This window comes from Xanthobacter sp. 126 (assembly GCF_000526175.1).
Classification (GTDB): Bacteria; Pseudomonadota; Alphaproteobacteria; order Rhizobiales; family Xanthobacteraceae; genus Xanthobacter; species Xanthobacter aminoxidans.
On record NZ_JAFO01000001.1, the window covers coordinates 5,271,795 to 5,293,985 of the forward strand.

Annotated in this window: 18 protein-coding genes; 8 read left to right on the top strand and 10 right to left on the bottom strand. The window is 69.2% G+C overall.

The window, feature by feature from the left end:
• Positions 1–105: 105 nt before the first annotated feature.
• The 6 genes from lpxC to murB all read right to left on the bottom strand — a co-directional run bounded on the left by lpxC (position 106) and on the right by murB (position 7,706).
• Positions 106–1,041 (bottom strand): UDP-3-O-acyl-N-acetylglucosamine deacetylase, encoded by a 936-nt coding sequence (gene lpxC / locus XAN126_RS0124940; protein ID WP_024281274.1) that lies wholly within the window; start codon positions 1,039–1,041, stop codon positions 106–108.
• A gap of 491 nt (positions 1,042–1,532) precedes the next feature.
• Entirely contained in the window at positions 1,533–3,317 is a 1,785-nt protein-coding gene (gene ftsZ, locus XAN126_RS0124945) for a cell division protein FtsZ (protein ID WP_024281275.1), read from the bottom strand.
• A gap of 85 nt (positions 3,318–3,402) precedes the next feature.
• Positions 3,403–4,728 carry a cell division protein FtsA gene (gene ftsA, locus XAN126_RS0124950; protein ID WP_024281276.1) on the bottom strand — a complete coding sequence of 442 codons (1,326 nt, stop codon included), beginning with the start codon at positions 4,726–4,728 and terminating at the stop codon, positions 3,403–3,405.
• Positions 4,725–5,543, bottom strand: a complete 819-nt coding sequence (locus tag XAN126_RS0124955) for a cell division protein FtsQ/DivIB (protein ID WP_024281277.1) — start codon at positions 5,541–5,543, stop codon at positions 4,725–4,727. Before XAN126_RS0124955 ends, ftsA begins: the two co-directional genes overlap by 4 nt.
• 176 nt (positions 5,544–5,719) lie before the next feature.
• Complete coding sequence (locus tag XAN126_RS0124960) at positions 5,720–6,640, bottom strand: D-alanine--D-alanine ligase (RefSeq protein ID WP_024281278.1); 921 nt, start codon at positions 6,638–6,640, stop codon at positions 5,720–5,722.
• A 106-nt stretch (positions 6,641–6,746) separates the two neighbouring features.
• Positions 6,747–7,706: a UDP-N-acetylmuramate dehydrogenase gene (murB, locus tag XAN126_RS0124965; protein WP_024281279.1), complete on the bottom strand. Its 960-nt coding sequence runs from the start codon at positions 7,704–7,706 to the stop codon at positions 6,747–6,749.
• Positions 7,707–7,826: 120 nt separating this feature from the next.
• Here murB and XAN126_RS0124970 point away from each other — a divergent pair, with 120 nt between their 5' ends.
• Together XAN126_RS0124970 and XAN126_RS28580 are read left to right on the top strand one after the other, a co-directional pair.
• Complete coding sequence (locus tag XAN126_RS0124970; protein ID WP_024281280.1) at positions 7,827–8,489, top strand: sulfite oxidase-like oxidoreductase; 663 nt, start codon at positions 7,827–7,829, stop codon at positions 8,487–8,489.
• Positions 8,490–8,525: 36 nt separating this feature from the next.
• Positions 8,526–8,696 carry a hypothetical protein gene (locus XAN126_RS28580; RefSeq protein ID WP_155982402.1) on the top strand — a complete coding sequence of 57 codons (171 nt, stop codon included), beginning with the start codon at positions 8,526–8,528 and terminating at the stop codon, positions 8,694–8,696.
• Here the strand turns inward: XAN126_RS28580 and XAN126_RS0124980 are convergent.
• A complete protein-coding gene (locus XAN126_RS0124980) occupies positions 8,674–9,594 on the bottom strand; it encodes a LysR family transcriptional regulator (RefSeq protein ID WP_024281281.1) in 921 nt (306 codons plus the stop codon). The two genes, XAN126_RS28580 and XAN126_RS0124980, sit on opposite strands and share 23 nt — an antisense overlap.
• 151 nt (positions 9,595–9,745) lie before the next feature.
• Here XAN126_RS0124980 and XAN126_RS0124985 point away from each other — a divergent pair, with 151 nt between their 5' ends.
• From XAN126_RS0124985 to XAN126_RS0124995, 3 genes are all read left to right on the top strand, one after another.
• Positions 9,746–10,588, top strand: a complete 843-nt coding sequence (locus tag XAN126_RS0124985) for an alpha/beta hydrolase fold domain-containing protein (protein ID WP_024281282.1) — start codon at positions 9,746–9,748, stop codon at positions 10,586–10,588.
• A gap of 26 nt (positions 10,589–10,614) precedes the next feature.
• Positions 10,615–11,892, top strand: coding sequence for an efflux RND transporter periplasmic adaptor subunit (locus tag XAN126_RS0124990; RefSeq protein WP_024281283.1), 1,278 nt, complete (start codon positions 10,615–10,617; stop codon positions 11,890–11,892).
• A gap of 233 nt (positions 11,893–12,125) precedes the next feature.
• Positions 12,126–15,335, top strand: coding sequence for a multidrug efflux RND transporter permease subunit (locus tag XAN126_RS0124995; RefSeq protein WP_024281284.1), 3,210 nt, complete (start codon positions 12,126–12,128; stop codon positions 15,333–15,335).
• Between the two features lie 60 nt (positions 15,336–15,395).
• Here XAN126_RS0124995 and otnK read toward each other — a convergent pair whose 3' ends face one another.
• From otnK to XAN126_RS0125010, 3 genes are all read right to left on the bottom strand, one after another.
• Positions 15,396–16,688, bottom strand: a complete 1,293-nt coding sequence (gene otnK / locus XAN126_RS0125000; RefSeq protein WP_024281285.1) for a 3-oxo-tetronate kinase — start codon at positions 16,686–16,688, stop codon at positions 15,396–15,398.
• A gap of 238 nt (positions 16,689–16,926) precedes the next feature.
• The gene (gene ppc, locus XAN126_RS0125005; protein WP_024281286.1) at positions 16,927–19,707 is read right to left on the bottom strand and encodes a phosphoenolpyruvate carboxylase; all 2,781 of its coding nucleotides are present in this window, start codon (positions 19,705–19,707) and stop codon (positions 16,927–16,929) included.
• Positions 19,708–19,811: 104 nt separating this feature from the next.
• A complete protein-coding gene (locus XAN126_RS0125010) occupies positions 19,812–20,762 on the bottom strand; it encodes a hypothetical protein (RefSeq protein ID WP_155982403.1) in 951 nt (316 codons plus the stop codon).
• Positions 20,763–20,863: 101 nt separating this feature from the next.
• Between XAN126_RS0125010 and XAN126_RS0125015 the strand changes: the two genes are divergently transcribed.
• The 3 genes from XAN126_RS0125015 to XAN126_RS0125025 all read left to right on the top strand — a co-directional run bounded on the left by XAN126_RS0125015 (position 20,864) and on the right by XAN126_RS0125025 (position 22,168).
• Complete coding sequence (locus XAN126_RS0125015) at positions 20,864–21,208, top strand: hypothetical protein (protein ID WP_024281288.1); 345 nt, start codon at positions 20,864–20,866, stop codon at positions 21,206–21,208.
• A 37-nt stretch (positions 21,209–21,245) separates the two neighbouring features.
• Positions 21,246–21,518, top strand: a complete 273-nt coding sequence (locus XAN126_RS0125020) for a hypothetical protein (RefSeq protein WP_024281289.1) — start codon at positions 21,246–21,248, stop codon at positions 21,516–21,518.
• 140 nt (positions 21,519–21,658) lie between these two features.
• On the top strand, positions 21,659–22,168 hold the full coding sequence (locus tag XAN126_RS0125025; RefSeq protein WP_024281290.1) for a prolyl-tRNA synthetase associated domain-containing protein: 510 nt from the start codon (positions 21,659–21,661) through the stop codon (positions 22,166–22,168).
• The last annotated feature ends 23 nt before the right edge of the window (positions 22,169–22,191 follow it).

Below are 22,191 nucleotides of genomic sequence, written 5' to 3' on the forward strand. Positions count from 1 at the left end.
CGGCCGGTCTCGCCCTCCGGGCCGAGGCGACCGGCCCAGGCCAAAACAGAAGCGGCGCCCGAGGGGGCGCCGCAGCTTCAGGATGAGGAAGACCCGATTGGAAGATCAGATTTCCGGGGCGAACACCGGAACCGGGCTGGAGACGCCCATTTCGGCACCCACGGTGTCGCGGACCGGCCGGACCGGAGCCTCGACGAGGGCATAGTTGGCGCGGTCGGCGAGCAGGGCGTCTACCACCTGGAAGTTCAGCTTGTGGCCGCCGCGGAAGGAGCGATAGCGCGCCAGCAGGGGCATGCCGGCGAGGGCGAGGTCGCCCACCGCGTCGAGCGCCTTGTGGCGGACGAACTCGTCGGAGAAGCGCAGACCCTCGGGGTTCAGCACGCCGCTCTCGTCGAGGCAGACGGTGTTCTCAAGGGCGGCGCCGCGGGCATAGCCGGCAGAGCGCAGACGCTCCACATCCCTGAGGAAGCCGAAGGTGCGGGCGGGCGCCAGTTCGCGGCGGAACACGGCCGGAGACATGGTGGCGGCGAAGCGCTGGCGACCGATCAGATCGTGGCCGAACTCGATCTCCACCTCGAGGCGGAAACCGGCTTCGTAGGGCAGAAGCTCGCCGAAGGACGCGCCGTTCTCGACGCGGACGGGCTTGAGCACCTTGAGGAACTTGCGGCGGCCGCGCACTTCGGTGACGCCGGCGGCATCGATGGCGGCCACAAAATCGCCCGCGCTGCCGTCGAGGATCGGAACTTCGGGGCCGTCGATCTCGACCGTGGCATTGTCCACGCCGAGGCCGCTCAGGGCCGCGAGGACGTGCTCGACGGTGGAGACAAGGGCGCCGGAGCGATCGCCGAGAACGGTGGCGAGGTCGGTGGCCTGAACGGAACGGCGGCTGACGGTGGCCTTGCGGGGCGCCTGATCGGCGAAGGAGCGGATGAAGACGACACCAGTGTTCGCGGACGCGGGCTTCAGGGTGATGGTCGCTTCGACCCCGGCGTGAACGCCGACACCCTTGAGTGCGATTTCGCGAGCCAGAGTGGTCTGCATCTTTGGTGCGTCCCGTTTCGGGGAAGTTTCCGGCTAACGGGTGTGTCCCGCCTGCCGCACTCCTTCCCTCAAACCTTCACCTTGGGTCCCAACTTTCGCCCCGGTTGTACAAAGAAATTGTCAACACGGTCGGCGAGTCGGTCCCTCAGGATGGGTGCACCCTAGTCGTCACGGGGGGTGACGCCAAATCACGCTTGCTTACCCTCTGTTACGAACGCCATTTCTCAATTTCTGATTAACCATCAAATAGTTAGTGGCACGTTTCAGGGCGCCGGACAAGCCTCTGTTACAGCCGTTCGGAGGGTCCTGGGCAATCGAATCGGGAGAGATGTGGCGCGAAAGCCACAGGGTCCGGGCGTCTCGAAGCCGCCCGTGGGCGAACAGATCGGTTGCCGCGGATTGGCCGCGAAAAGGGCGGCAGGGGGGCCGGCAGCCGGCACCGGGGAGACCGGCGCCGGCCGAACTTTCATCGAACGTCCGTTCACCGGACCTCAGTTCGCCTGGCGGCGCAGGAAGGCCGGGATTTCCAGCTGGTCGTCGTCATGGTGCGGGCCGGGACGCGAGGGCACCTCGGCGGCCGGACGCATGGGCGGACGCTTGGCGAACTCGGACACCGGCGGCTCACCGCCACGCGAGGGCATGGTCGGGCGGGCATCGCGCGGCTCGCCACGGCCTTCGGCGCGGGGATCGGGACGCTGCTGCTCGGGACGGCGCTCGGGAGCGCGCATGCTGGGCTGCTCGCGGCGCGCGGGCTCGGGTTCCGGCTCCTCGCGGCGACCGACGTGGGCGAGGCGCTGCAGCAGCGTCATGCGCTTCTTGTCCGGCTGGGCCTGCTCCACCGGCGGCTCGCCCCGCTGGGCGCGGATCTGGTTCTGCGCGGGCAGCGGCAGCTCGTCGACACGGGGCATGCGCGGGGAACGCGGACGCTGGCCGGCCGGCGGGATGTAGGGGGCGAACTCGTCCTCCACCACCGGCGCGGGCTGGGGCGCGGGCTCCGGCTCGGCGAAATAGGTGGGCTTGGGCGGCGCGGTGCGGATGGTCACGTCGTCGATGGCGACAGCGCGGTCGGCCGGGGCCTGCTGGGACTGAGCCGGCGGGGCATAGGCCTGAGGCGCATAGGCCTGCGGCGCCTGGCCCTTCTGGGCGGCGTCTTCCATGGCGATCAGGTCTTCGGCCTGGATCGCGGCCACGGCGCTGCGGATCTGCGCCTCGCGGGTGGCCTCGACGGCGGCTCGGCCGGCGTTGGAGATCTTGCGACCGCCCAGATCGGGGAAGCGGTCGGCGACCGGCTGGAGCTGCTCGGGGATCACCGCCGGGTCGATGCCGGTGGCCACCACCGAGACGCGGATGATGCCGTCCAGCATCTCGTCGAAGGTCGCGCCGAGGATGATGTTGGCGTCGGGGTCCACTTCCTCGCGGATGCGGGTCGCCGCCTCGTCCACCTCGAACAGGGTCATGTCCTTGCCGCCGGTGATGGAGATCAGCAGCCCGCCGGCGCCGCGCATGGAGGTCTCGTCCAGCAGCGGGTTGGCGATGGCGGCCTCAGCGGCCTGGATGGCGCGCTTGTCGCCGGAGGCTTCGCCCGTGCCCATCATGGCCTTGCCCATGTCGCGCATCACGGCGCGCACGTCGGCGAAGTCGAGGTTGATGAGGCCTTCCTTCACCATCAGGTCGGTGATGCAGGCGACGCCCGAATAGAGCACCTGGTCGGCCATGGCGAAGGCGTCGGCGAAGGTAGTCTTCTCGTTCGCCACCCGGAACAGGTTCTGGTTCGGGATGACGATGAGGGTGTCGACGCTCTTCTGCAGCTCGCTGATGCCGTGCTCGGCGACGCGCATGCGGCGCTGACCCTCGAAGTGGAAGGGCTTGGTCACCACGCCGACGGTCAGGATGCCCAGCTCGCGGGCCGCGCGGGCCACCACGGGGGCGGCGCCGGTGCCGGTGCCGCCGCCCATGCCGGCGGTGATGAACACCATGTGCGAGCCGGACAGGTGATCGCGGATCTCGTCGATGACTTCCTCGGCGGCGGCACGGCCGACTTCCGGCTGGGAGCCGGCGCCGAGACCCTCGGTCACCGCCACGCCCATCTGCACCACGCGCTCGGCCTTGGTGAGGGCGAGGGCCTGGGCATCGGTGTTCGCCACCACGAACTCCACGCCGTGGAGCCCGGAGGTGATCATGTTGTTAACGGCGTTGCCGCCGGCGCCGCCCACACCGAACACCGTGATCCGGGGACGAAGCTCACGAATGTCGGGCATCTGAAGGTTGATCGTCATGCTATTGCTCCGTCCCGATCGGCCCTGTCCGCCGCTCGCGAATCCTTGATGACCTCTTTGTTACGGCAGCTTTCGTTAACCATGTCTAAAAGCTGTCCTTCAGCCAGCGGCCAACGCGACCGAAATAGCCCGGTCCCTCGCCCACTGCCGCCTGCCGCCGGCGCGGCTCGAAGTGTTCGAGCCCTGCCACCTGCGGATAGACGAGAAGACCTGCCGTCACCGCGAAGGCGGCGCCGCGCGCAGCCTCGGGAAGACGGGAAACGCCAAGCGGGCGGCCGATTCTGACCTGCGGTCCGATGACCCGCGCCACGAGATCGGCAAGCCCCTGAAGCTGCGCCGCGCCGCCGGTGAGCACGATGCGCCGGCCGGCATCCCCGGCATGGCCGGAGGCCCTGAGGCGATCGCGCAACAGTTCGACGATTTCCTCCGCCCGCGGCTTCACGATGGTGACGAGCCGGGACTTGGGGACCATGTGCGGCTGGTCGCGCGAATCACCCGACAAGGGCGGCACGGTCAGCATGTCGTGGTCGTCGGAGGAGACCGCCACCACGGCGCCGTGCAGCGCCTTCAGACGCTCGGCATCGGCAAGGCGCGCGGGCATCCCGCGGGCCACGTCATTGGTGATGTGCTGGCCGCCCAGCGCCACGCCGTCCACGTAGAGACAATGGCCGCCGGCGACGATGGAGAAGGTGGTGGTGCCAGCGCCCATGTCGATGAGGGTGACGCCCAGTTCCATCTCGTCGTCGGTGAGCGAGGAGAGCGCCGCCGCATAGGGCGCCGCCACCATGGCCTCAATGGAGAGGTGGCAGCGCTCAACGCACAGCACGAGATTCTTCAGCGCGGTGAGGTCGGCGGTGATGACATGCATGTCGGCGCCGAGCTCGCGGCCGAGCATGCCGCACGGCTCGCCGATGCCGCGCCGGCCGTCCAGCGAATAGCCCACCGGCAGTGCGTGCATCACGGCGCGGCCATCGCCCACCGCATAGGTGGAGGCGGCTTCCAGCACGCGGCGGATGTCGAATTCCTCCACCGCCGGGGCGGAGAGGCGCACCGCGGCCTCGTAATGCTGGGAGGCGAGCCGGCCGCCAGAGACGCCGACCACCACCGAGGCGATCTGCACCCCCGAGGCACGCTCGGCCATGTCCACCGCCTGGCGGATGGCGAGTTCCGCCTTGGCCATGTCCACCACCGCGCCACCCTTGATGCCGTGGGCGCGGGTGTGGCCGATGCCGAGCACGTCGATGGCGTGGGTGCGGCGCGTCAGCACGTCGGATGCGCCGCGCGGCTTCAGCCGGGCGATGGCGCAGACCACCTTGCTGGTGCCGATATCGAGCACCCCGACGATGCCGCCCTTCTTCGGCGGCAGCGGGCGCATCTTCGGCGCGAAGCCCTGGGCGAGCCGTCCCCTCATGCGGGGCCTCCCTTCTTTGACTTGGCGCGGGCCTTGAGCATTTCGGCACGGGCGGCGGCGGCAGCGTCGGACTGGCGCACCACCACGCGATCCGGCAGGCGCAGGTCGACGATGGTGATGTCGCGGTTGAGCAGTTTCTTCTCGCGGTCGAGGTCCATGAGGGCGACGAGGGCCCCCTCCAGATTCTCTTCCGGCAGGCGCACGTCGATGCCGTTGCGCGTCTTCAGCGTCCAGCGCCGCTCCGCGACGAAGATGGCGGCGCGCACCTGCTCCTTGAGGGCGGGCAGGCGGGCGAGGACATCGACGATCTCGCCCACATGATTCTGCGCGCCTTCGCCCACCACGATGGGCAGCTGCACGTAGCGCGGATCGTCCGAATAGGGGGCGATGGGCGTGCCGTCGCGGGCGATCACCTTGAGTTCGCCGTTAATCTGCCAGAGCGCATAGGCCTGACGCTCGGAGACCGCGATCTCGATCCGGTCGGGATAGAACTTGCGCACGCTGGCGCTGGCGATCCACGGCAGCGATTCGAGCCGGGCGCGCATCTCGTCCGCGTTCAGGAACAGAATGGAGGTGGAGGACTTGATGCCCGCCGTCTCCAGGATCTGCGCGGGCGTGACGTGATTGTGCCCGGAGATGTTGACTTCCTTCACCTTGAAGCCGGCGAGGTTGCCGGCGGCGTCCGCCACGTCGATGGCGATGCCCTTCGCCTCTTCCACATGGCCGCCGAGCACGGTGCCGTAGGCGGAGAAGCCGCCGATCACCGCTATGGCGAGGAGGCTGGCGCTGCGCCGGCCCAAGCGCGAGGTGGACATGCGCACCGACAGGCGGCGCAGGAAAAGCGCGAGGCGGCTGGCGGGCCGGGGATCGATGGCGAGGCGCTTGTGCCGCCCGGGGGGCGGCGCCGGGGCGCGGGGCGCGGCATCGGGCCTTGCGCCATAGCCTGCACCGGGGCGCTGCGGGGGTCGCCTGCCCGCGCCGGGGCGGGGTCCTAGCGATCCAGCGACGCGTCCTCCACCATCCATGTCACAAGCTCGCCGAATGAGATGCCCGCGTGAGCGGCCAGTTCTGGCACCAGAGACGTCCGCGTCATGCCGGGCTGGGTGTTGACCTCGAGACAGACGAGGCCAGAAGCATCGCCCTTCGACGGGTCGAAGCGAAAATCGCTCCGCGACACCCCCCGGCACCCGAGAGCTCGATGCGCCGTGAGGCTTAACATCTGCACCCGTTGGTAAATTTCAGGTAAAATGCGGGCCGGAAGGATGTGGCGCGAGCCACCCGGTGCATACTTGCTTTCGTAATCGTAAAACGCCTGCGTCGATTCGATTTCAATGACATCGAAGACCTTGTCGCCCATCACGGCGCAGGTCAGCTCGAGCCCGGCAATGAATTCCTCCACAAGAAGATTTTCGCCGAGGGTCCAGTCCTCGCGCGTCAATTCCTGCGGCGGGTGCTCCTGGTCCTCGCGCACGATGAAGACGCCGACGCTGGAGCCGCCGGTATTGGGCTTCAGCACGTAGGGCCGTTCCATGGCATGGGCCTTGGCGGCCGCGGCCCGGCTGACCAGCCCGCCCTTCGCCACCGGCACCCCGGCGGCGGCCAGCATGATGCGCGCCTGCGCCTTGTCCATGGCCAGCGCCGAGGCCAGCACGCCGGAATGGCTGTAGGGGATGCGCAGGATTTCGAGGATGCCCTGGATGGTGCCGTCCTCGCCCGGCGCACCGTGCAGCACGTTGAACACCACGTCCGGCTTGAGCCGCGCCAGCACCTCGGCGACATCGCGGCCCACGTCGACCGGCGTCACGCGGTAGCCGGCGCCTTCCAGGGCGGCGGCGCAGGCGGCGCCCGAATTGAGCGATACCTCCCGCTCGGAGGACCATCCGCCCATCAGCACCGCCACGTGTTTGGCCATCGACGTCATTCCCGTTCCGTTCTCGGCGCGCGCCGGCGCCTGCTCTGAAGAGAGCAGCTTTGCGCCAGCACCATGGCGCGGTCCGGTTTTAGGTTTTGCTAATGGCTCAGGCGGGCGGGAGCGGAAGGCCGATCCGCTTGATCTCCCACTCCAGCGTCACGCCGGAAGTCTCCTTCACCCGCCGGCGCACCTCCTCGCCCAGCCCCTCGATCTCCGCCGCCGTGGCGCCGCCGAGATTGATGAGGAAGTTGGTGTGCAGTTCCGACACCTGCGCGCGGCCGATGGTGAGGCCCCGGCAGCCGGCGGCGTCCACCAGCTTCCAGGCGCTGGTGCCCGGCGGGTTCTTGAAGGTGGAGCCGCCGGTGCGGCTCTTGATGGGCTGGGTCGCCTCCCGGCTCTCGGTGATCTTGGCCATCTCGGCCGCGATCTCCGCCGGATCGCCGGGGCGGCCCTCGAAGACGGCGCGGGTGAAGATCACGTCATCCGGCACGCCGCAATGGCGGTAGGTGAATCCCATCTGCGCATTGGTGAACCGCACCTTCGCGCCGGCGCGGGTGACGCCCTCCGCCTCCACCAGCACGTCCTTGGTCTCGCCGCCATAGGCGCCGCCGTTCATGCGCAGGGCGCCGCCAATGGCGCCGGGAATGCCGCGCAGGAAGGAGAAGCCGGCAAGCCCCGCATCCGCCGCAGCGCGCGCCACCTTCACATCCGGCACGCCGGTGCCGGCGACGATATGCGTGCCCTCGACGCTTACGTCGGTGAAGCCGCGGCCGAGACGGATCACCAGCCCGGGCACCCCGCCGTCGCGCACGATGAGATTGGAGCCGAGGCCGATCACCGTCACCGGAAGATCAGCCGGGATGCGGGCGAGGACATAGGCGAGGTCGTCGGCATCGGCCGGCAGGAACAGGAGCTGGGCCGGCCCGCCGACGCGGAACCAGGTGAAATCGGCGAGCGGCGCATTGGCGTTCAGCGTGCCGCGCAACTCCGGCAGGAGCGGCCGCAAGGCGGGCAGAAGATCAGGGAATGCGGCGGGGGCCGCCCCGCTGGTCTCGGCCATGCTCATGGTGTCACCGGTCCTTCGGGCGTGCCTCTCCCACACATGCGGCGACAGGGCAAGCCGGGCGATTTCCCGATTGCCGTCGACGTGGCATCATGCGGCTCCGTTCGCCTGGAGCTGCCCACCATGAGCGAAGACGCGCTTCCCCCCGACACCAAGCTCACCACCACCAAGCAACGCTGGGCCGAGGAAGGCCGCTTCCTCACCGGCCGCATCGCCCGCCCGGACGCCGAGCGCCTGCCGCCGGGCCAGCATCTGGTGCGCGACTGGCCGGTTCTCGACCTCGGCCTCCAGCCGGTGGTGACGCGGGAATCCTTCCGCCTCGACGTGACCGGCGCGGTGGAAAATGCCCTCTCGCTGGACTGGGCCGCCTTCTCGGCACTGCCCCAAAGCCGCAGCCTCAGCGACATCCACTGCGTCACCACCTGGTCGCGCTACGACAATAATTGGGAAGGGGTCTTGACCCGCGACCTGCTGGAAGTCGCGCGCCCCGCGCCCCATGCGGCGGCGGTGATGCTGCACAGCTATGACGGCTACACCACCAACCTGCTCCTGGCCGACTTCGCCTCCGAGGACGCCCTCATCGCCCACAGCTGGGAAGGCCGGCCGCTAACGCAGGAACACGGCGCCCCCGCGCGCCTCGTGGTGCCGCACCTCTATTTCTGGAAAAGCGCCAAGTGGATCAAGGCCATCGAGTTCATCGCCCGTGACAAGGCCGGCTTCTGGGAAGAGCGCGGCTACCACATGCGCGGCGACCCGTGGGCCGAGCAGCGCTATTCGGACGATTGAGGAATTACCGTCCCGAACGATCCCCGCAGGACTGTCATGGCCCGGCTCGTCCGGGCCATCCACACCGCCAGTCGTCCGGTGATGGGCGTCCAGCACCCACCTTGCCCCACCGTGGATCGCCCGCACAAGGCGGGCGATGACGGCGAGAAAGGACGCTGGAAAGAAGACACCGACCGCGCCACCCTCACGCCGCCCGGCGGCGCGTGACCTCGGAGCGGGCGAAGAGTTCGGCCACCCAGTCCACGAACACGCGCAGCCGGCTGGTGAGGTGGCGGCTCGGCGGATAGACCACGTGGATGGGCATCTCTCCGGCCGCCCACTCTGTGAGGATGGGCAGCAGTGCGCCCGAGGCGAGGTGCTCCTCCACCTGGAAAACCGGTGACATGACCGCGCCGAGCCCGGCTAGCGCGGCGGCGATGTAGGCGTTGCCGTCATTGGTGGCGACGCTGTAGCGCCCGGTCAGCTCCACCACCTCGTCGCCGCGCGTGAAGTCGAAGGGGTGGTAGCGCCCGCTCTGCTGGCTGAAGTAGCGGATGAGCTTGTGCGTCTCCTCGAAATCGAGGGGATGCCGGGGCGTGCCGTAGCGCACGAGATAGCCGGGCGATGCCGCCGTGACGAAGCGCAGCACACCGATGCGCCGCGCCACGAGGTTCGGGTCCTGAATCTCGCCGACACGGATCACGCAGTCCACGTTTTCGCCCAGGAGGTCCACCGGCCGGTCGGTGCAACCCACGTCCAGCGCGATGTCGGGATAGCGCTCCAGGAAATCCGGCAAGGCGGGCATCAGCAGTCGCGTCGCCAGCGAAGGCGAGATGTCGATGCGCAGCTTGCCACGCGGCACCGCCTGCGCGGAGGAGAGCGACCCGTCCAGTTCGTCGATGTCATGGAGAATGGCGAGCGCCCGCTCGTAATAGGCTGCCCCGTCGGGCGTTACCGTCACCCGGCGCGTGGTGCGGTTGAGGAGGCGGGTCTGCAGGTGCCCCTCAAGCGTCTGGATATGCTTGGTGAGCGTCGCCTTCGGCATCCTCAGGAGATCGGCGGAGCGGGTGAAGCTGCCCGTTTCCACAACCCGGGTGAATGCGCGCATTGCAGCAAGCTGGTCCATGCGAAGCCCTTGAATGCGTCATTGTTCCCAATCATGAACAATGAACTCACGAACTGGCGATTTATCCCCTTCTAGATCGCCAATATGGTTTCCGCATCGCACAAGGGCGTGAGAGCCAAGGAACGGCTTACCGCCCAAAAGGACGAGACAGATGACCCCGACCAGCCAGACCATCACCCTCGAGACCGGAACCGGCGCGCTGCCGGCGCGGCTCTATGGGTCGCGGCCGGAGAAGGGGTCGGCACCGCTCGTCTTCCACCTGCACGGCGGCGCCTTCACCGGCGGCAATCTGGAGTGCGGGGCCTATATCTCCGGCATCCTCGCTGCGGCCGGGGCGGTGGTCGTCTCGGCGGATTATCCGCTGGCCTGCGAACACCCCTTCCCCTTCGCCCTCACCGCGCTGTTTGCCGCCGTCACCGATGTCTACCGCCGCCGGGTCGCCCTCGCGGGGCGCGGGGCGCCGCTCTATCTCGCCGGGGAGGAATCGGGTGGCAACCTCGCCGCCGGCCTCGCCATGATGGCGCGTGACCAGCGCTCCCCTCCCATCGCCGGGCAGATCCTCGTCTCGCCCATGCTCGATCCCAGCCTCGCCACCGCCTCCATCCGCCGCGCCGATGCCGGCAGCTGCGGCTGCAAGTGGGCGGACGGCTGGCAGACCTATCTCGGTTCGCCCGAGAAGGCGGCCCATCCCTATGCCGCGCCCCTCGCCTCCTCCCGTCTCGGCGCGCTGCCGCCGGCTTTGGTGGTGAGCGCGGAGGACTGCCCCATGTGCGACGAGAGCCGGCGCTACGCCGACGCGCTCGCCTCGGCCGGTGTGCCGACCTGCGTGCACATCCTGCCGGGGCCGACCGAATGGCCCGACAGCATTTCGTGTCCAGCGCCGAAACCGGCCGCCTGGAGCAGCGCGATGCGCGACCTGTTCCGCGATTTCTTCGTTTCCACGCGTCCCGCTTCACGGTCCGGTCGGCTCAAGGCCGATCCGGCCGTCCTTTGACAGACCGACCGCCAAGGACTGCCCCCATGACCGCCCAGACTTCCGCCCCGAACGACACGCCCCCCACCCCTGAGTCCGCCTCCACCAAGCCCGCCGCGAAGAAGTCGCGCCTCCGGGAAGCCCTGCTGCTCGGCACCGCCGCGCTCTTCGCGGTGTTCGGCGTGCTTTATGGCCTGCCCAAGGAGGGCGGCGCCCACGCCGACAAGCCCGCCGCGGCTGCTGCGGCGGCCCCGCCGGCCGTGCCGGTCTCGGTGGCCACCGTCGAGCAGCGCGACACCCGCCTGTTCGACACCTTCTCCGGTCGTCTGGAGGCGGTCGAGCGGGTTGAAGTGCGCTCCCGCGTCGCCGGCGCCATCAAGGCGGTGCATTTCCGCGAGGGTGCGCTGGTGCGGGAGGGCGAACTGCTCGTCTCCATCGATCCCGAGCCCTATGAGGCCGACGTGGCCGAGGCCGAAGCGCAGGTCGCCTCCGTCCAGTCGCGGCTCGAACTCGCCCGCAACGAGCTGGAACGCGGCGAGAAGCTGTTCACCACCAAGACGCTCTCCCAGAGCACCCTGGACGAGCGCCTCAACGGCCAGCGCGCCGCCGAGGCCGGGCTCAGGGCCGCGCAGGCGAAGCTCGCCGCGGCGAAGCTCAATCTCTCCTACACCAAGGTCCGCGCGCCGGTGGCAGGCCGGGTCGGCAAGTCGGAGATCACGGTGGGCAATCTCGTTGCCGCCGGACCCGGCGCGCCGGTGCTCACTACGCTGGTGTCGGTTGATCCCATCTACGCCAGCTTCAGCGCCGACGAGGCGACCGTCGCCCGCGCCCTCGCCGGGCTCGGCGGCGGCGGCGATGTGGCCGACCGGCTCGACCAGATCCCGGTGCTCATGACCCTCGCCTCTGGCGTGCCGCCAGTGGAGGGCGTCATGCAGCTGGTGGACAACCAGGTCGATCCGCGCACCGGCACCGTCCGCGTCCGCGCCCGCTTCTCCAATCCGGACGGACGGCTCCTGCCGGGCCAATTCGTGCGGCTGGAAATGGGCCAGCCCAAGGCCGCGCCTGCCGTGCTCGTGAGCGAGCGGGCCGTGGGCACGGACCAGGACAAGAAGTTCGTCTTCGTGGTCGATGCCTCCAACAAGGCGGTGTGGCGCGAGGTCACGCTCGGCGCCCCGGTGGACGGCCTGCGCGTCGTCACCAACGGTCTTGCGGCCGGCGAGCGCGTGGTCGTCAACGGCCTCCACCGGGTACGCCCCGGCGCCGCGGTGACGCCCGAGCCCGTTCCCATGCGGGTGAGCGAGGCAGCGACGACCCGCACGAACTGACACGAGCCGCCTTCCCGACCTCAACCGGGAAGGCCTCCAGCGAATTCGCCTCGCCCCCTCCCCGCATGGAGGGGGTCGGGAGAGGGCTGCGCCGGACGTAAACGCCCCCTCGTCCGGTGCAGCCCCTCACCCCCATTGCCGGACCGATCCCGCGCGCAGACCGCCGCGGGGACGGCCGGTTGCGTCCCGCGTTCCGCCCTTTTCATCCAGCCGCCCCGAGGCGGGAGGGTTCCATGAACCTGTCCAGATTCTTCATCGACCGCCCGATCTTCGCCGGCGTGCTGTCTGTCCTCATCTTCCTCGCCGGCCTCATCGCCATGCGGGCCATGCCCATCTCGGAATATCCCGAGGTGGTGCCGCCGCAGGTGGTGGTGCGCGCCACCTATCCCGGTGCCAATCCCAAGGTGATCGCCGAAACCGTCTCGACCCCGCTGGAGGAATCCATCAACGGCGTCGAGGGCATGCTCTACATGTCGAGCCAGGCCACCACCGACGGCATCATGACGCTGACCGTCACTTTCAAGCTCGGCACCGACCCGGACAAGGCGCAGCAGCTGGTGCAGAACCGCATCTCCCAGGCCGAGCCGCGCCTGCCGGAAGAGGTGCGGCGCCTCGGCGTCACCACGGTGAAGTCCTCGCCGGACCTCACCATGGTGGTCCACCTCATCTCCCCCAACAACCGCTACGACACGACCTATCTGCGCAACTACGCGGTGCTGAACGTGAAGGACCGCCTCGCCCGCATCGACGGCGTGGGGCAGGTGCAGTTGTTCGGTGCCGGCGACTATTCCATGCGCATCTGGCTCGACCCCCAGAAGGTGGCCGAGCACGGCCTGTCCGCCGCCGACGTGGTGCGCGAGATCCGCGCCCAGAACGTGCAGGCGGCCGCCGGCGTGGTCGGCGCCTCGCCCGGCGCGCCGGGGCTCGACCTGCAACTCTCCATCAACGCCCAGGGCCGCCTCGCCAACGAGGAGGAGTTCGCCAACATCGTGGTGAAGAGCGGCACCAACGGCGAGATCGTGCTGCTGAAGGACGTGGCGCGCATCGAGCTGGGGGCTTCCGAATATGCCCTGCGCTCGCTCCTCAACAACACCCAGGCAGTGGCGGTGCCGATCTTCCAGGCGCCGGGCTCCAACGCCATCCGCATCGCCGACGACACGCGGCGGGTGATGGAGGAGATCAAGCAGAACATGCCGGAGGGCGTGGACTATTCCATCGTCTACGACACCACCCAGTTCGTGCGCGCCTCCATCGACGCCGTGGTCCACACGCTGCTGGAAGCGGTCGCGCTGGTGGTGCTGGTGGTGATCGTGTTCCTCCAGACCTGGCGGGCCTCCATCATCCCGCTGCTCGCGGTGCCGGTCTCCATCGTCGGCACGTTCGCGGTGATGTACGTCTTCGGCTTCTCCATCAATGCGTTGACGCTGTTCGGCCTGGTGCTCGCCATCGGCATCGTGGTGGATGACGCCATCGTCGTGGTGGAGAATGTGGAGCGCAACATCGAGGGCGGCCTCTCCCCGCGCGAGGCCACCTACAAGGCCATGCGCGAGGTGTCCGGCCCCATCATCGCCATCGCCCTCGTGCTGATCGCGGTGTTCGTGCCGCTCGCCTTCATCACCGGGCTCACGGGCCAGTTCTACAAGCAGTTCGCCCTCACCATCGCTATCTCGACGGTGATCTCGGCCGTCAACTCGCTGACCCTCTCGCCGGCCCTCTCGGCGCTGCTGCTGAAGGGCCACGATGCGCCGAAGGACTGGCTCACCCGCGTCATGGACCGGCTGTTCGGCTGGTTCTTCCGCGGCTTCAACAAGGCCTTCGTGCGGGGCTCCGGCGCCTATGGCGGCGTGGTGCGCCGGGTAATCGGCCAGAAGGTGCTGATGCTCGGCCTCTACGTCGTGCTGGTGGCGCTCACCGGCGTGCTGTTCAAGGCGGTGCCTCCCGGCTTCGTGCCGGGGCAGGACAAGCAGTATCTGGTGGGCTTCGCCCAGCTGCCCGACGGCGCCACCCTCGACCGCACCGAGGAAGTGATCCGCAAGATGAGCGACATCGCCCTGAAGGAGCCGGGCGTGAAGTCGGCCATCGCCTTCCCCGGCCTCTCCATCAACGGCTTCACCAACTCGTCCAACTCCGGCATCGTCTTCGTCGGCCTCGACGAATTCGAGGCGCGCCGCGACCCGTCGCTGAACGGCAATGCCATCGCCATGAAGCTTAACGGCAAGTTCGCCGGTATCCCGGATGCGATGACCGCCATGTTCCCGCCCCCGCCGGTGCAGGGCCTCGGCACCATCGGCGGCTTCAAGCTGCAGATCGAGGACCGCGCCGGCCTCGGCTATGCTGCCCTCGACGAGGCCACCAAGGCCTTCCTCGGCGCCGCCCGGCAGGCGCCGGAGCTGGCCGGCCTGTTCTCCTCCTATCAGGTGAACGTGCCGCAGCTCTTCGCCGACATCGACCGGGTGAAGGCGCGCCAGCTGAATGTCGCCGTCACCGACGTGTTCGAGACCATGCAGATCTATCTCGGCTCGTCCTATGTGAACGACTTCAACAAGTTCGGCCGCACCTACACCGTGCGCGTCCAGGCTGACGCGCCCTTCCGCGCCCGCGCCGAGGACGTGGGCACGCTGAAGGTGCGCTCGGCCACGGGCGAGATGATCCCGCTCTCCGCGCTGCTCAAGGTGCGCTCGTCGGCAGGGCCGGAGCGGGCCATGCGCTACAACGGCTTCCTCTCCGCCGACGTGAACGGCGGCGCCGCGCCCGGCTTCTCCTCGGGCGAGGCGCAGCAGGCGGTGGAGCGCATCGCCAAGGAGACCCTGCCCAAGGGCTTCTCCTTCGAGTGGACCGAGCTGACCTATCAGGACATCCTGGCCGGCAATTCGGCGGTGTTCGTCTTCCCGCTCGCCATCTTCCTCGTCTTCCTGGTGCTGGCGGCGCAATATGAAAGCCTGATGTTGCCGCTCGCCATCATCATGATCGTGCCGACCGGCCTGTTCGCCGCCATGACCGGCGTGTGGCTCGCGGGCGGGGACAACAACGTCTTCACCCAGATCGGCCTCATCGTGCTGGTGGGCCTCTCGGCGAAGAACGCGATCCTGATCGTGGAATTCGCCCGCGAGCTGGAATTCGAGGGCCGCACGCCGGTGCAAGCCGCCATCGAGGCGAGCCGGCTGAGGCTTCGGCCCATCCTGATGACCTCGCTCGCCTTCATCATGGGCGTGGTGCCGCTCGTCACCTCCATCGGCGCGGGCGCGGAGATGCGGCAGGCCATGGGCACGGCGGTGTTCGCCGGCATGATCGGCGTGACGGTGTTCGGCATCTTCCTGACGCCGGTGTTCTACGTGATGCTGCGGGGGCTGGCCGGCAACCGGCCGCTCACCCAGCACGGGCACGGGACGGTCGCGAGCGCAGGCACCCCTCACGCGCCTCATGCGCTCCAGCCGGGGGAATAGTCCCTCCCGCAGGCGCTTGAACAAACTCCCTCTCCCCTTGCGGGAGAGGGGAGCCGCAGCTCAGTGACCCACGCCCATCATCCCCAGCGCCTTCGCGAAGAAGTCCGGCCCGCCGAAATTGCCGGATTTCAGCGCCAGCACCATGGGTTCGCCCGGCTGGCCCTCGGTGCGCAGGAGCGGCACGCCGGGAGCGATCTCGGGGCCGACGAGGAAGGCGGGAATCTTCAGCCGGTCCACGCTCGCGCCGGAGGTCTCCCCGCCGGCCAGCACGAGGCGACGCACGCCGGCCGCCACCAGCCCTTCGGAAATGGCCGCCGTGCCGTGCTCGATGGCGACGCCCGCCGCATTGCGGCCGAAGCGGGCTTGCACCTCGGCCACCTGCTCGGGCGCCCCGCTCGCGGCAATGAGCACCGGCCCGGACGCGAGACGGGCCTTCGCCCAGTCCAGAGCGGCGGCGACCTCCGCGTCGGGATGGGTCACGAGCCGTTCCGCGGAAAGCCGCAGCACCGGCATCTGACCTTCCGCAACGGCAATCTGCTCCAGCGTCGCCTTGGAGCAGCTACCGGCGACGACGGCCGCATGACCGCCGATGCCCGCCGCCAGCGTAGCGCCGTCGCTCTGCTGCCGCAGCACCCGCCCGTCCGCGATCAGCGCGCGCGCCAGGCCGAGGCCGAGGCCCGAGGCGCCGGTGGAGAGTGGCAAGGCCGCCGCCGCGATGCCCACCGCTTCCAGATCCCGGTCGAACACGGCATCCACGATGGCCGCGGTACGCCCCTCCACCGCCAGCTTTTCCAGCCGGGCGGACACCGCATCGGCCCCAGCCGCCACATCCTTCAGCGGCACCAGCCCAACCCGGCCGGCGCTCTGGCGCGCGAGCACGCGCTTCAGGTCCGAATCCGTCATGGGGTTGAGGGGGTGGTCCTTCAGCGGGCTCTCGTTCAGCGGCACGTCGCCGACGAAGAGGTGGCCCATATAGACGGTGCGCCCGGTCTCCGGGAACGCCGGCGTCACCGGCACGATGGCGGCACCGGTGGCGACGCGCAGGGCATCGGTGACGGGGCCGATATTGCCGTCGTCGGTGGAATCGAAGGTGGAGCAGACCTTGAACAGGATGTGCGAGGCACCCCGCCCCTTCAGCCACGCATAGGCCGCCAGAGACTGCGCCACCGCCTCGTCCGCCGGGATGGACCGGCTCTTGAGCGAGACGACGACCGCGTCGGCATCGGGCAGCGCCAGCGCGGCATCCGGCACGCCGATGGTCTGGACGGTGCGCACGCCCTCCTTTGACAGCGTGTTCGCGAGATCGGAGGCGCCGGTATAGTCGTCGGCGATGACGCCGAGGGTGAGGGGCATACGAAATCCCTTGGGCTGCTTCTGTTGGGGCGTGGCCGTCGGAGTCGGGCCTTCCCTAATCGTTTCGATTAGAGCGCCAAGCGAGGCCTCGGGGAAGACCCCGCGCCGAGGGAAGTGCCGTCGGAGAGAGAACGAACCCGGAAAATCCGATCGCAGCCGATTCGGTCCCGCCCCGTTCCCGCTGCGTCCCCACCGCCCGCCCCGGCCTGTGCCGGAACGGGACAGTTCGCGGCCGGCCTCAGCCCGAGTTGCGCAGGCCGGCCGAGATGCCGTTGATGGAGAGCTGGATGCCGTGCAGCACCTTGTCGTCGCCGGGGCTGGCGCGGTGTTGGCGCAGAAGCTCCACCTGCAGGTGGTTCAGCGGATCGAGATAGGGGAAGCGGTTGCGGATGGAGCGGTCCAGCAGGGGATTGCCCTCCAGCAGCTTCTGCTGGTCCATGATGGCGAGGAGATGCTTCAGCGTCAGCTCGTACTCGGCGCGGATGCGGCCGAAGATGGCGGTGCGCAATTCCACGTCCGGCACCAGCTCCGCATAGCGCGAGGCGATGGCGAGCGAACTCTTCGCCAGCACCATGTCCATGTTGGACAGGAGCGTGCGGAAGAAGGGCCATTCGTGCTGCATCGCCTTGAGGAAGGACAGGCCATAGTCCGGCCGGCGCGCCACGAAGGCTTCCACCGCCGTGCCGAACCCGTACCAGGCCGGCAGCATCAGCCGGCACTGCGCCCAGGAGAACACCCACGGAATGGCGCGCAGCTTCTCGATGGAGCGCGTCTTGGCGCGGGAGGCCGGGCGCGAGCCGATGTTCAGCGTCGCGATCTCGTTGATGACGGTGGAGGACCAGAAATAGTCCTCGAAACCCTCGGTCTCGTAGACGAGGTTGCGATAGGCCGCGAACGCCGTATCCGAGATGTCCTCCATGGCGGTGAGGAATTCGGTGCGCGGCGCCTTGTTTTGCGGCTGGAGCAGGGAGGCCTCCAGCGTTGCCGAGACGAGGATCTCGAGGTTGCGGCGGCCCACATCGGGGTTCGAATATTTGGAGGCGATGATCTCGCCCTGCTCGGTGATGCGGATCTGCCCATTCACCGCCCCGCCCGGCTGGGCGAGGATGGCGTCATAGCTCGGCCCGCCGCCGCGACCCACCGAGCCGCCGCGACCGTGAAACAGGCGCAGCCGCACCTTGTGCTCGCGGAACACCTCGATGAGGCCGATCTCCGCCTTGTACAATTCCCAGCCGGAGGTGACGAAGCCGCCGTCCTTGTTGGAATCCGAATAGCCGAGCATCACCTCCTGCTCGGCGCCGCGGCTTGCCGCCAGCTTGCGATAGGCGGGAAGCGAGAAGGCGCGGTCCATCACCTTGGCGCAGGCCTTCAGGTCCGAGATGGTCTCGAACAGCGGGATGATGTTCACCTCGCTGGCAAGGCCCCCCGTCCCATCGCTGGCGACGAGGCCGACTTCCTTCAGCAGCAGCGCCACCTCCAGAAGGTCGGAGACGCCCTCGGCCTTGGAGATGATGGCGTTGGGGATCACTTCCCGCCCGAGCGCATGGTGCGCCGCAGCCGCCTCGCGGAGGATGTCGAGCTCGGAGCAGGTCTCTTCCGAATAGGCAATGAAGGGCGAGGCGAGCGGCCGGGGCGTCGCCAGCTCCTTCAGCAGCAGCGCGATGCGCGCCTCCTCGTCGAGGCCCGCATAATCGGTGCCGGGCACCGCCTTCTCCAGCAGCTCGGCGACGACGCGCTCGTGCACGTCCGAGTTCTGCCTGAGGTCGATGCAGGCGAGATGGAAGCCGAAGCAGTCCGCCGCCCGGCGCAGCAGCCGCAGCCGCCCGCGGGCCAGCACCTTCGATCCGTTCGCCACGAGCGAGTCGTGGATCACGTCGAGGTCGGCGCGGAACTCCTGCGCCGTGGCATAGGGCGCGAGCGCCTCGATCGTCGCCAGCGGCTCGCTGCGCAGCCTGCGGGTGGTCTGGCGCAGGCGCTCCAGAACATAAGCCAGGGCGAGGCGATAGGGCTCCTCGCGGTGCTCCTGGGAGCGGTCCGGCGAGCGGGCGGCGAGTTCCGTCAGAGCGTCAGATACGGTCACGAGTCGCTGGGCGAGGGACAGTTCCGCCCCGAGCGCCACCAGCTCCTCCTCGTAATGGGCGAGGATGCGGTCACGATGCAGGCGCACGGTTTCCTTCAGCACCTCGGCGGTGACGAAGGGGTTGCCGTCGCGGTCGCCGCCGATCCAGCTGCCGATGCGCAGGAAGGAAGGAAACTGCACCTCGTCCCCCGCCTCGGCGAGACGGTCCTCGATGGCGCAATAGAGGCGCGGCACCTCGGTGAGGAAGGTGTAGTCGTAATAAGAGAGGCCGTTCGCCACCTCGTCCAGCACGGTCAGCTTGATGCGGCGCAGCAGTGCCGTCTGCCACAGGGTCAGCACTGCCCGGCGCAGGATCTCCTCGCCCTCGTCCCGCTCCCGCGGGGTGGGCACGACGCGCTCGCGGCGGTCGAGCTCGGCGGCGATCTCCATCTCGCGGTTGAGCGTGCTCTTGCGCCGCACTTCGGTGGGGTGGGCGGTGAGCACCGGGCTCATGCGCGCGCCCGAGAAGAAATCCGCCAGCGCCTCGCGGCCGATCCCCATCTGCTCCGCACGGGAGAAGGCATAGGCCAGGCTGCCCGCGCGCGGCGCCGAGCCGGCGATGGCATGGGCGCGGTTGCGGCGGATGTGGTGCTGGTCCTCGGCGATGTTGGCGAGGTGGGAAAAGTAGCTGAAGGCGCGGATGGTATCGAGGGAGCGGTCGGCCGGCAGCGCCCCCAGAAGGGTACCCAGTTCATCGCGGGCCGCCTGGTCGTCGTCGCGGTGGAAGCGGATGGACAGCTGGCGGATGCGCTCCACGAGGTCGAACACCTCGTCGCCTTCCTGGTCGCGGACGGTGTCACCGAGAATGCGGCCGAGCAGCCGGATGTCGTCGCGCAGCGGCTGGTCCTTCACGTCCTCTGCGCGCGGCGCGATGCCGCTCGAAAGTGCCAAATTCGTCATCCGACTTCCCCCGGACTCGTCCGCTGCTGCGGCGCACGTCTCTTTCGACCTTAGTCTTAAGGAAATTGTGCAGGAGCGAAAGGCCGTTCCGGGCGAAGGTGATTTCACGCGGAGAGAAGACGCGCCTCGGCGACCCGGGCGGCACCGGACATCACCGCGAAGATGCAGGAGAAGAACCGCTCCACCGCGTCCCGCCCGAGCGGCGAAAGGCAGCCCGTGCCGCGCGCGCCGCGTTCCACCAGCCCGCGCTCCTCGCTCAGGCGCAGCAAATCGAGCACATGGGCCCGCGACAGGTGGAAGCGGCGGGAGAGATTGGCGATGGAGGGCGGCTCTTCACGGGCGGATTCGGCAGTGAACAGCGCGAGGAGCACCATGAGGCCGCCGTCGCGGTCGACCAGATCGAGGAGTTCCGGGGCGGCGGAGACGGGGCGGAAGCCGGAGAGGAAGCCCTCGCCCAGCGTCACCGCGAGAACCCGCGTGAAGGCGGGATCCGCGAGCCGGGGGGCGAGCCGGGCGAGTTCCGGATCGAACGCGCTGCCGGCGTCGAACACGAGGCGCCACCGCTGGTGCTGGAGCGCGACGAGCTTCTCCTGCGGCATCAGCGGCTTCACCCGCCGATCCTCGGCCGGCTCCGCCGACGTCAGATAGCCGCCCCAGCGCATGAGGGCGAGCATCGCCTTCGCGCGTCCCCGGCTGCACAGGCCGGTGGAGGTGCACAGGGCCACGATCCGCGCGGCGGTGAGCCCGCCGCCCTCGGCCGGCGGCAAAGCGTCGAGATAGAGCACCATGAGGCCGAACATGTTGCGGCCGCGATCACTGAGCACGCGGTTGAGCAGCCGATTGCCGCTGTAGAGCGCGCTGATTTGGCCGACAAGTTGCGCCACCGCGCGTGGGAAGGCGGGATGCGCGATGAGCGCGCCCCGCGCCTCGTCACCGCACGCCGCATTGAGCCAGTCCACGGCCGTCCCAGCCCGCACAGCCACCAGCCCCAGCACCCGCACCTCCGACACATCGTCCCGCAACGGCCCGCCGCCAGTGGGGCCAAGAATCGCCATTGCGGTATAACAGGATGACGCCTAGCTGACCCGAAGTCACCTCGGCGCGATGTCAACCCGGGCGTCACGCACAGGTGTCTGCTAAGGATGCCGAGGCCGCCATGCGACTGCGCCTGCTGACACGTTCCGCTTTCCTTGCCGCCACCCTCGCCGCACTGCCGCCGGCCGCCGTCGTCACCTTCGCGACGACCGCCCCTGCCGGCGCCGTAGTCTATTGCAGGACGGTCGGCGTGCCGAAGGGCTGCGTCGCCCGTCCTACCGCCCCTGCGGCGCGCGCTGCGGTTCATTGCACCCGGCCCGGCTATCCCGCAGGCTGCGTGCCGGGCGCCGGAGCCCCGGGCGTGGGCGTCACCCCTGGCGTCGGCGTCGGTGCGCCGGGGGTCGGTGTCGCCCCCGGGGCCGGCGTGAATGCCGGTGGCCCGGTCAACCGCGTCGGCGTGCGCTGATCGCGCGCGTCCTGAAACCCACTGGAGGCAACACCCCATGAAGTCCCTGCTCTGCGCCGCCGCCCTGACCCTCGCCTGCGCCGCCCCTGCGCTCGCCGACAAGGCCGCGGCCGACCAGTGCGCCGCCGGCCTCGGCCCCGACGCCAAGGCCGTCTATGCCGCCGCCGCGCCCGGCTTTGCCGGCGCTGCCGATCCGCGTGCGCTCGTCACCGAGAAGACCAAGGCCCTGGTGCAGTCCGGTGCGCTCTCCATGAGCAACGCCCGTCCCGCCGCCGAGGCGGCCGGCGCCTGCCTCACCCAGCTGCGCTGAACCAGACCGGCCGTCGGCTCCAGGCGAGCCGGCGGCCTTTTCCTGCCTTCCAGGCCGGCGGCGTGTTGTTCCCGGAGCGCTTGCCCGAAGCGGCCGCGCGGGTCTAAGGCTGGCGTCTCCCCGCCAAGACCGACCGGCCCATGCCCCACACGCCCGACACCCTTCTCGCCTTCCTCGCGCAGAACGACATTTCCGGCACCACCTACGAGCATCCGCCCGTCCACACGGTGGCCGAATCCCAGGCGCTGCGCGGCGACATTCCCGGCGCCCATACCAAGAACCTGTTCCTGCGCGACGGGAAGAAGACCTATTTCCTGCTGACGCTCGCCGAGGATACCCCGGTGAACCTCAAGGCCCTGCGCGGCCCGCTGGGGGCCAAGGGCTCGCTCTCCTTCGCCTCGCCCGAGGCGCTCATGGAGCATCTCGGCATCCTGCCCGGCTCGGTGAGCGTGCTGGCGCTCGCCAACGATACCGAAGGCCGGGTCCGCTTCGCCATCGACACCGCGCTCATGCGCGCCGACCTCGTGGGCTGCCACCCGCTCGCCAATGCCCGCACCACCGTGCTCACGCCGGACGCTTTGCGCGCCTTCTTCCGCCTGACCGGCCATGAGGCCATGGAAGTGGAGATTCCGCCGGCCGGCGAGGCCTAATGCCCCGCTCAACTGGCGCACGG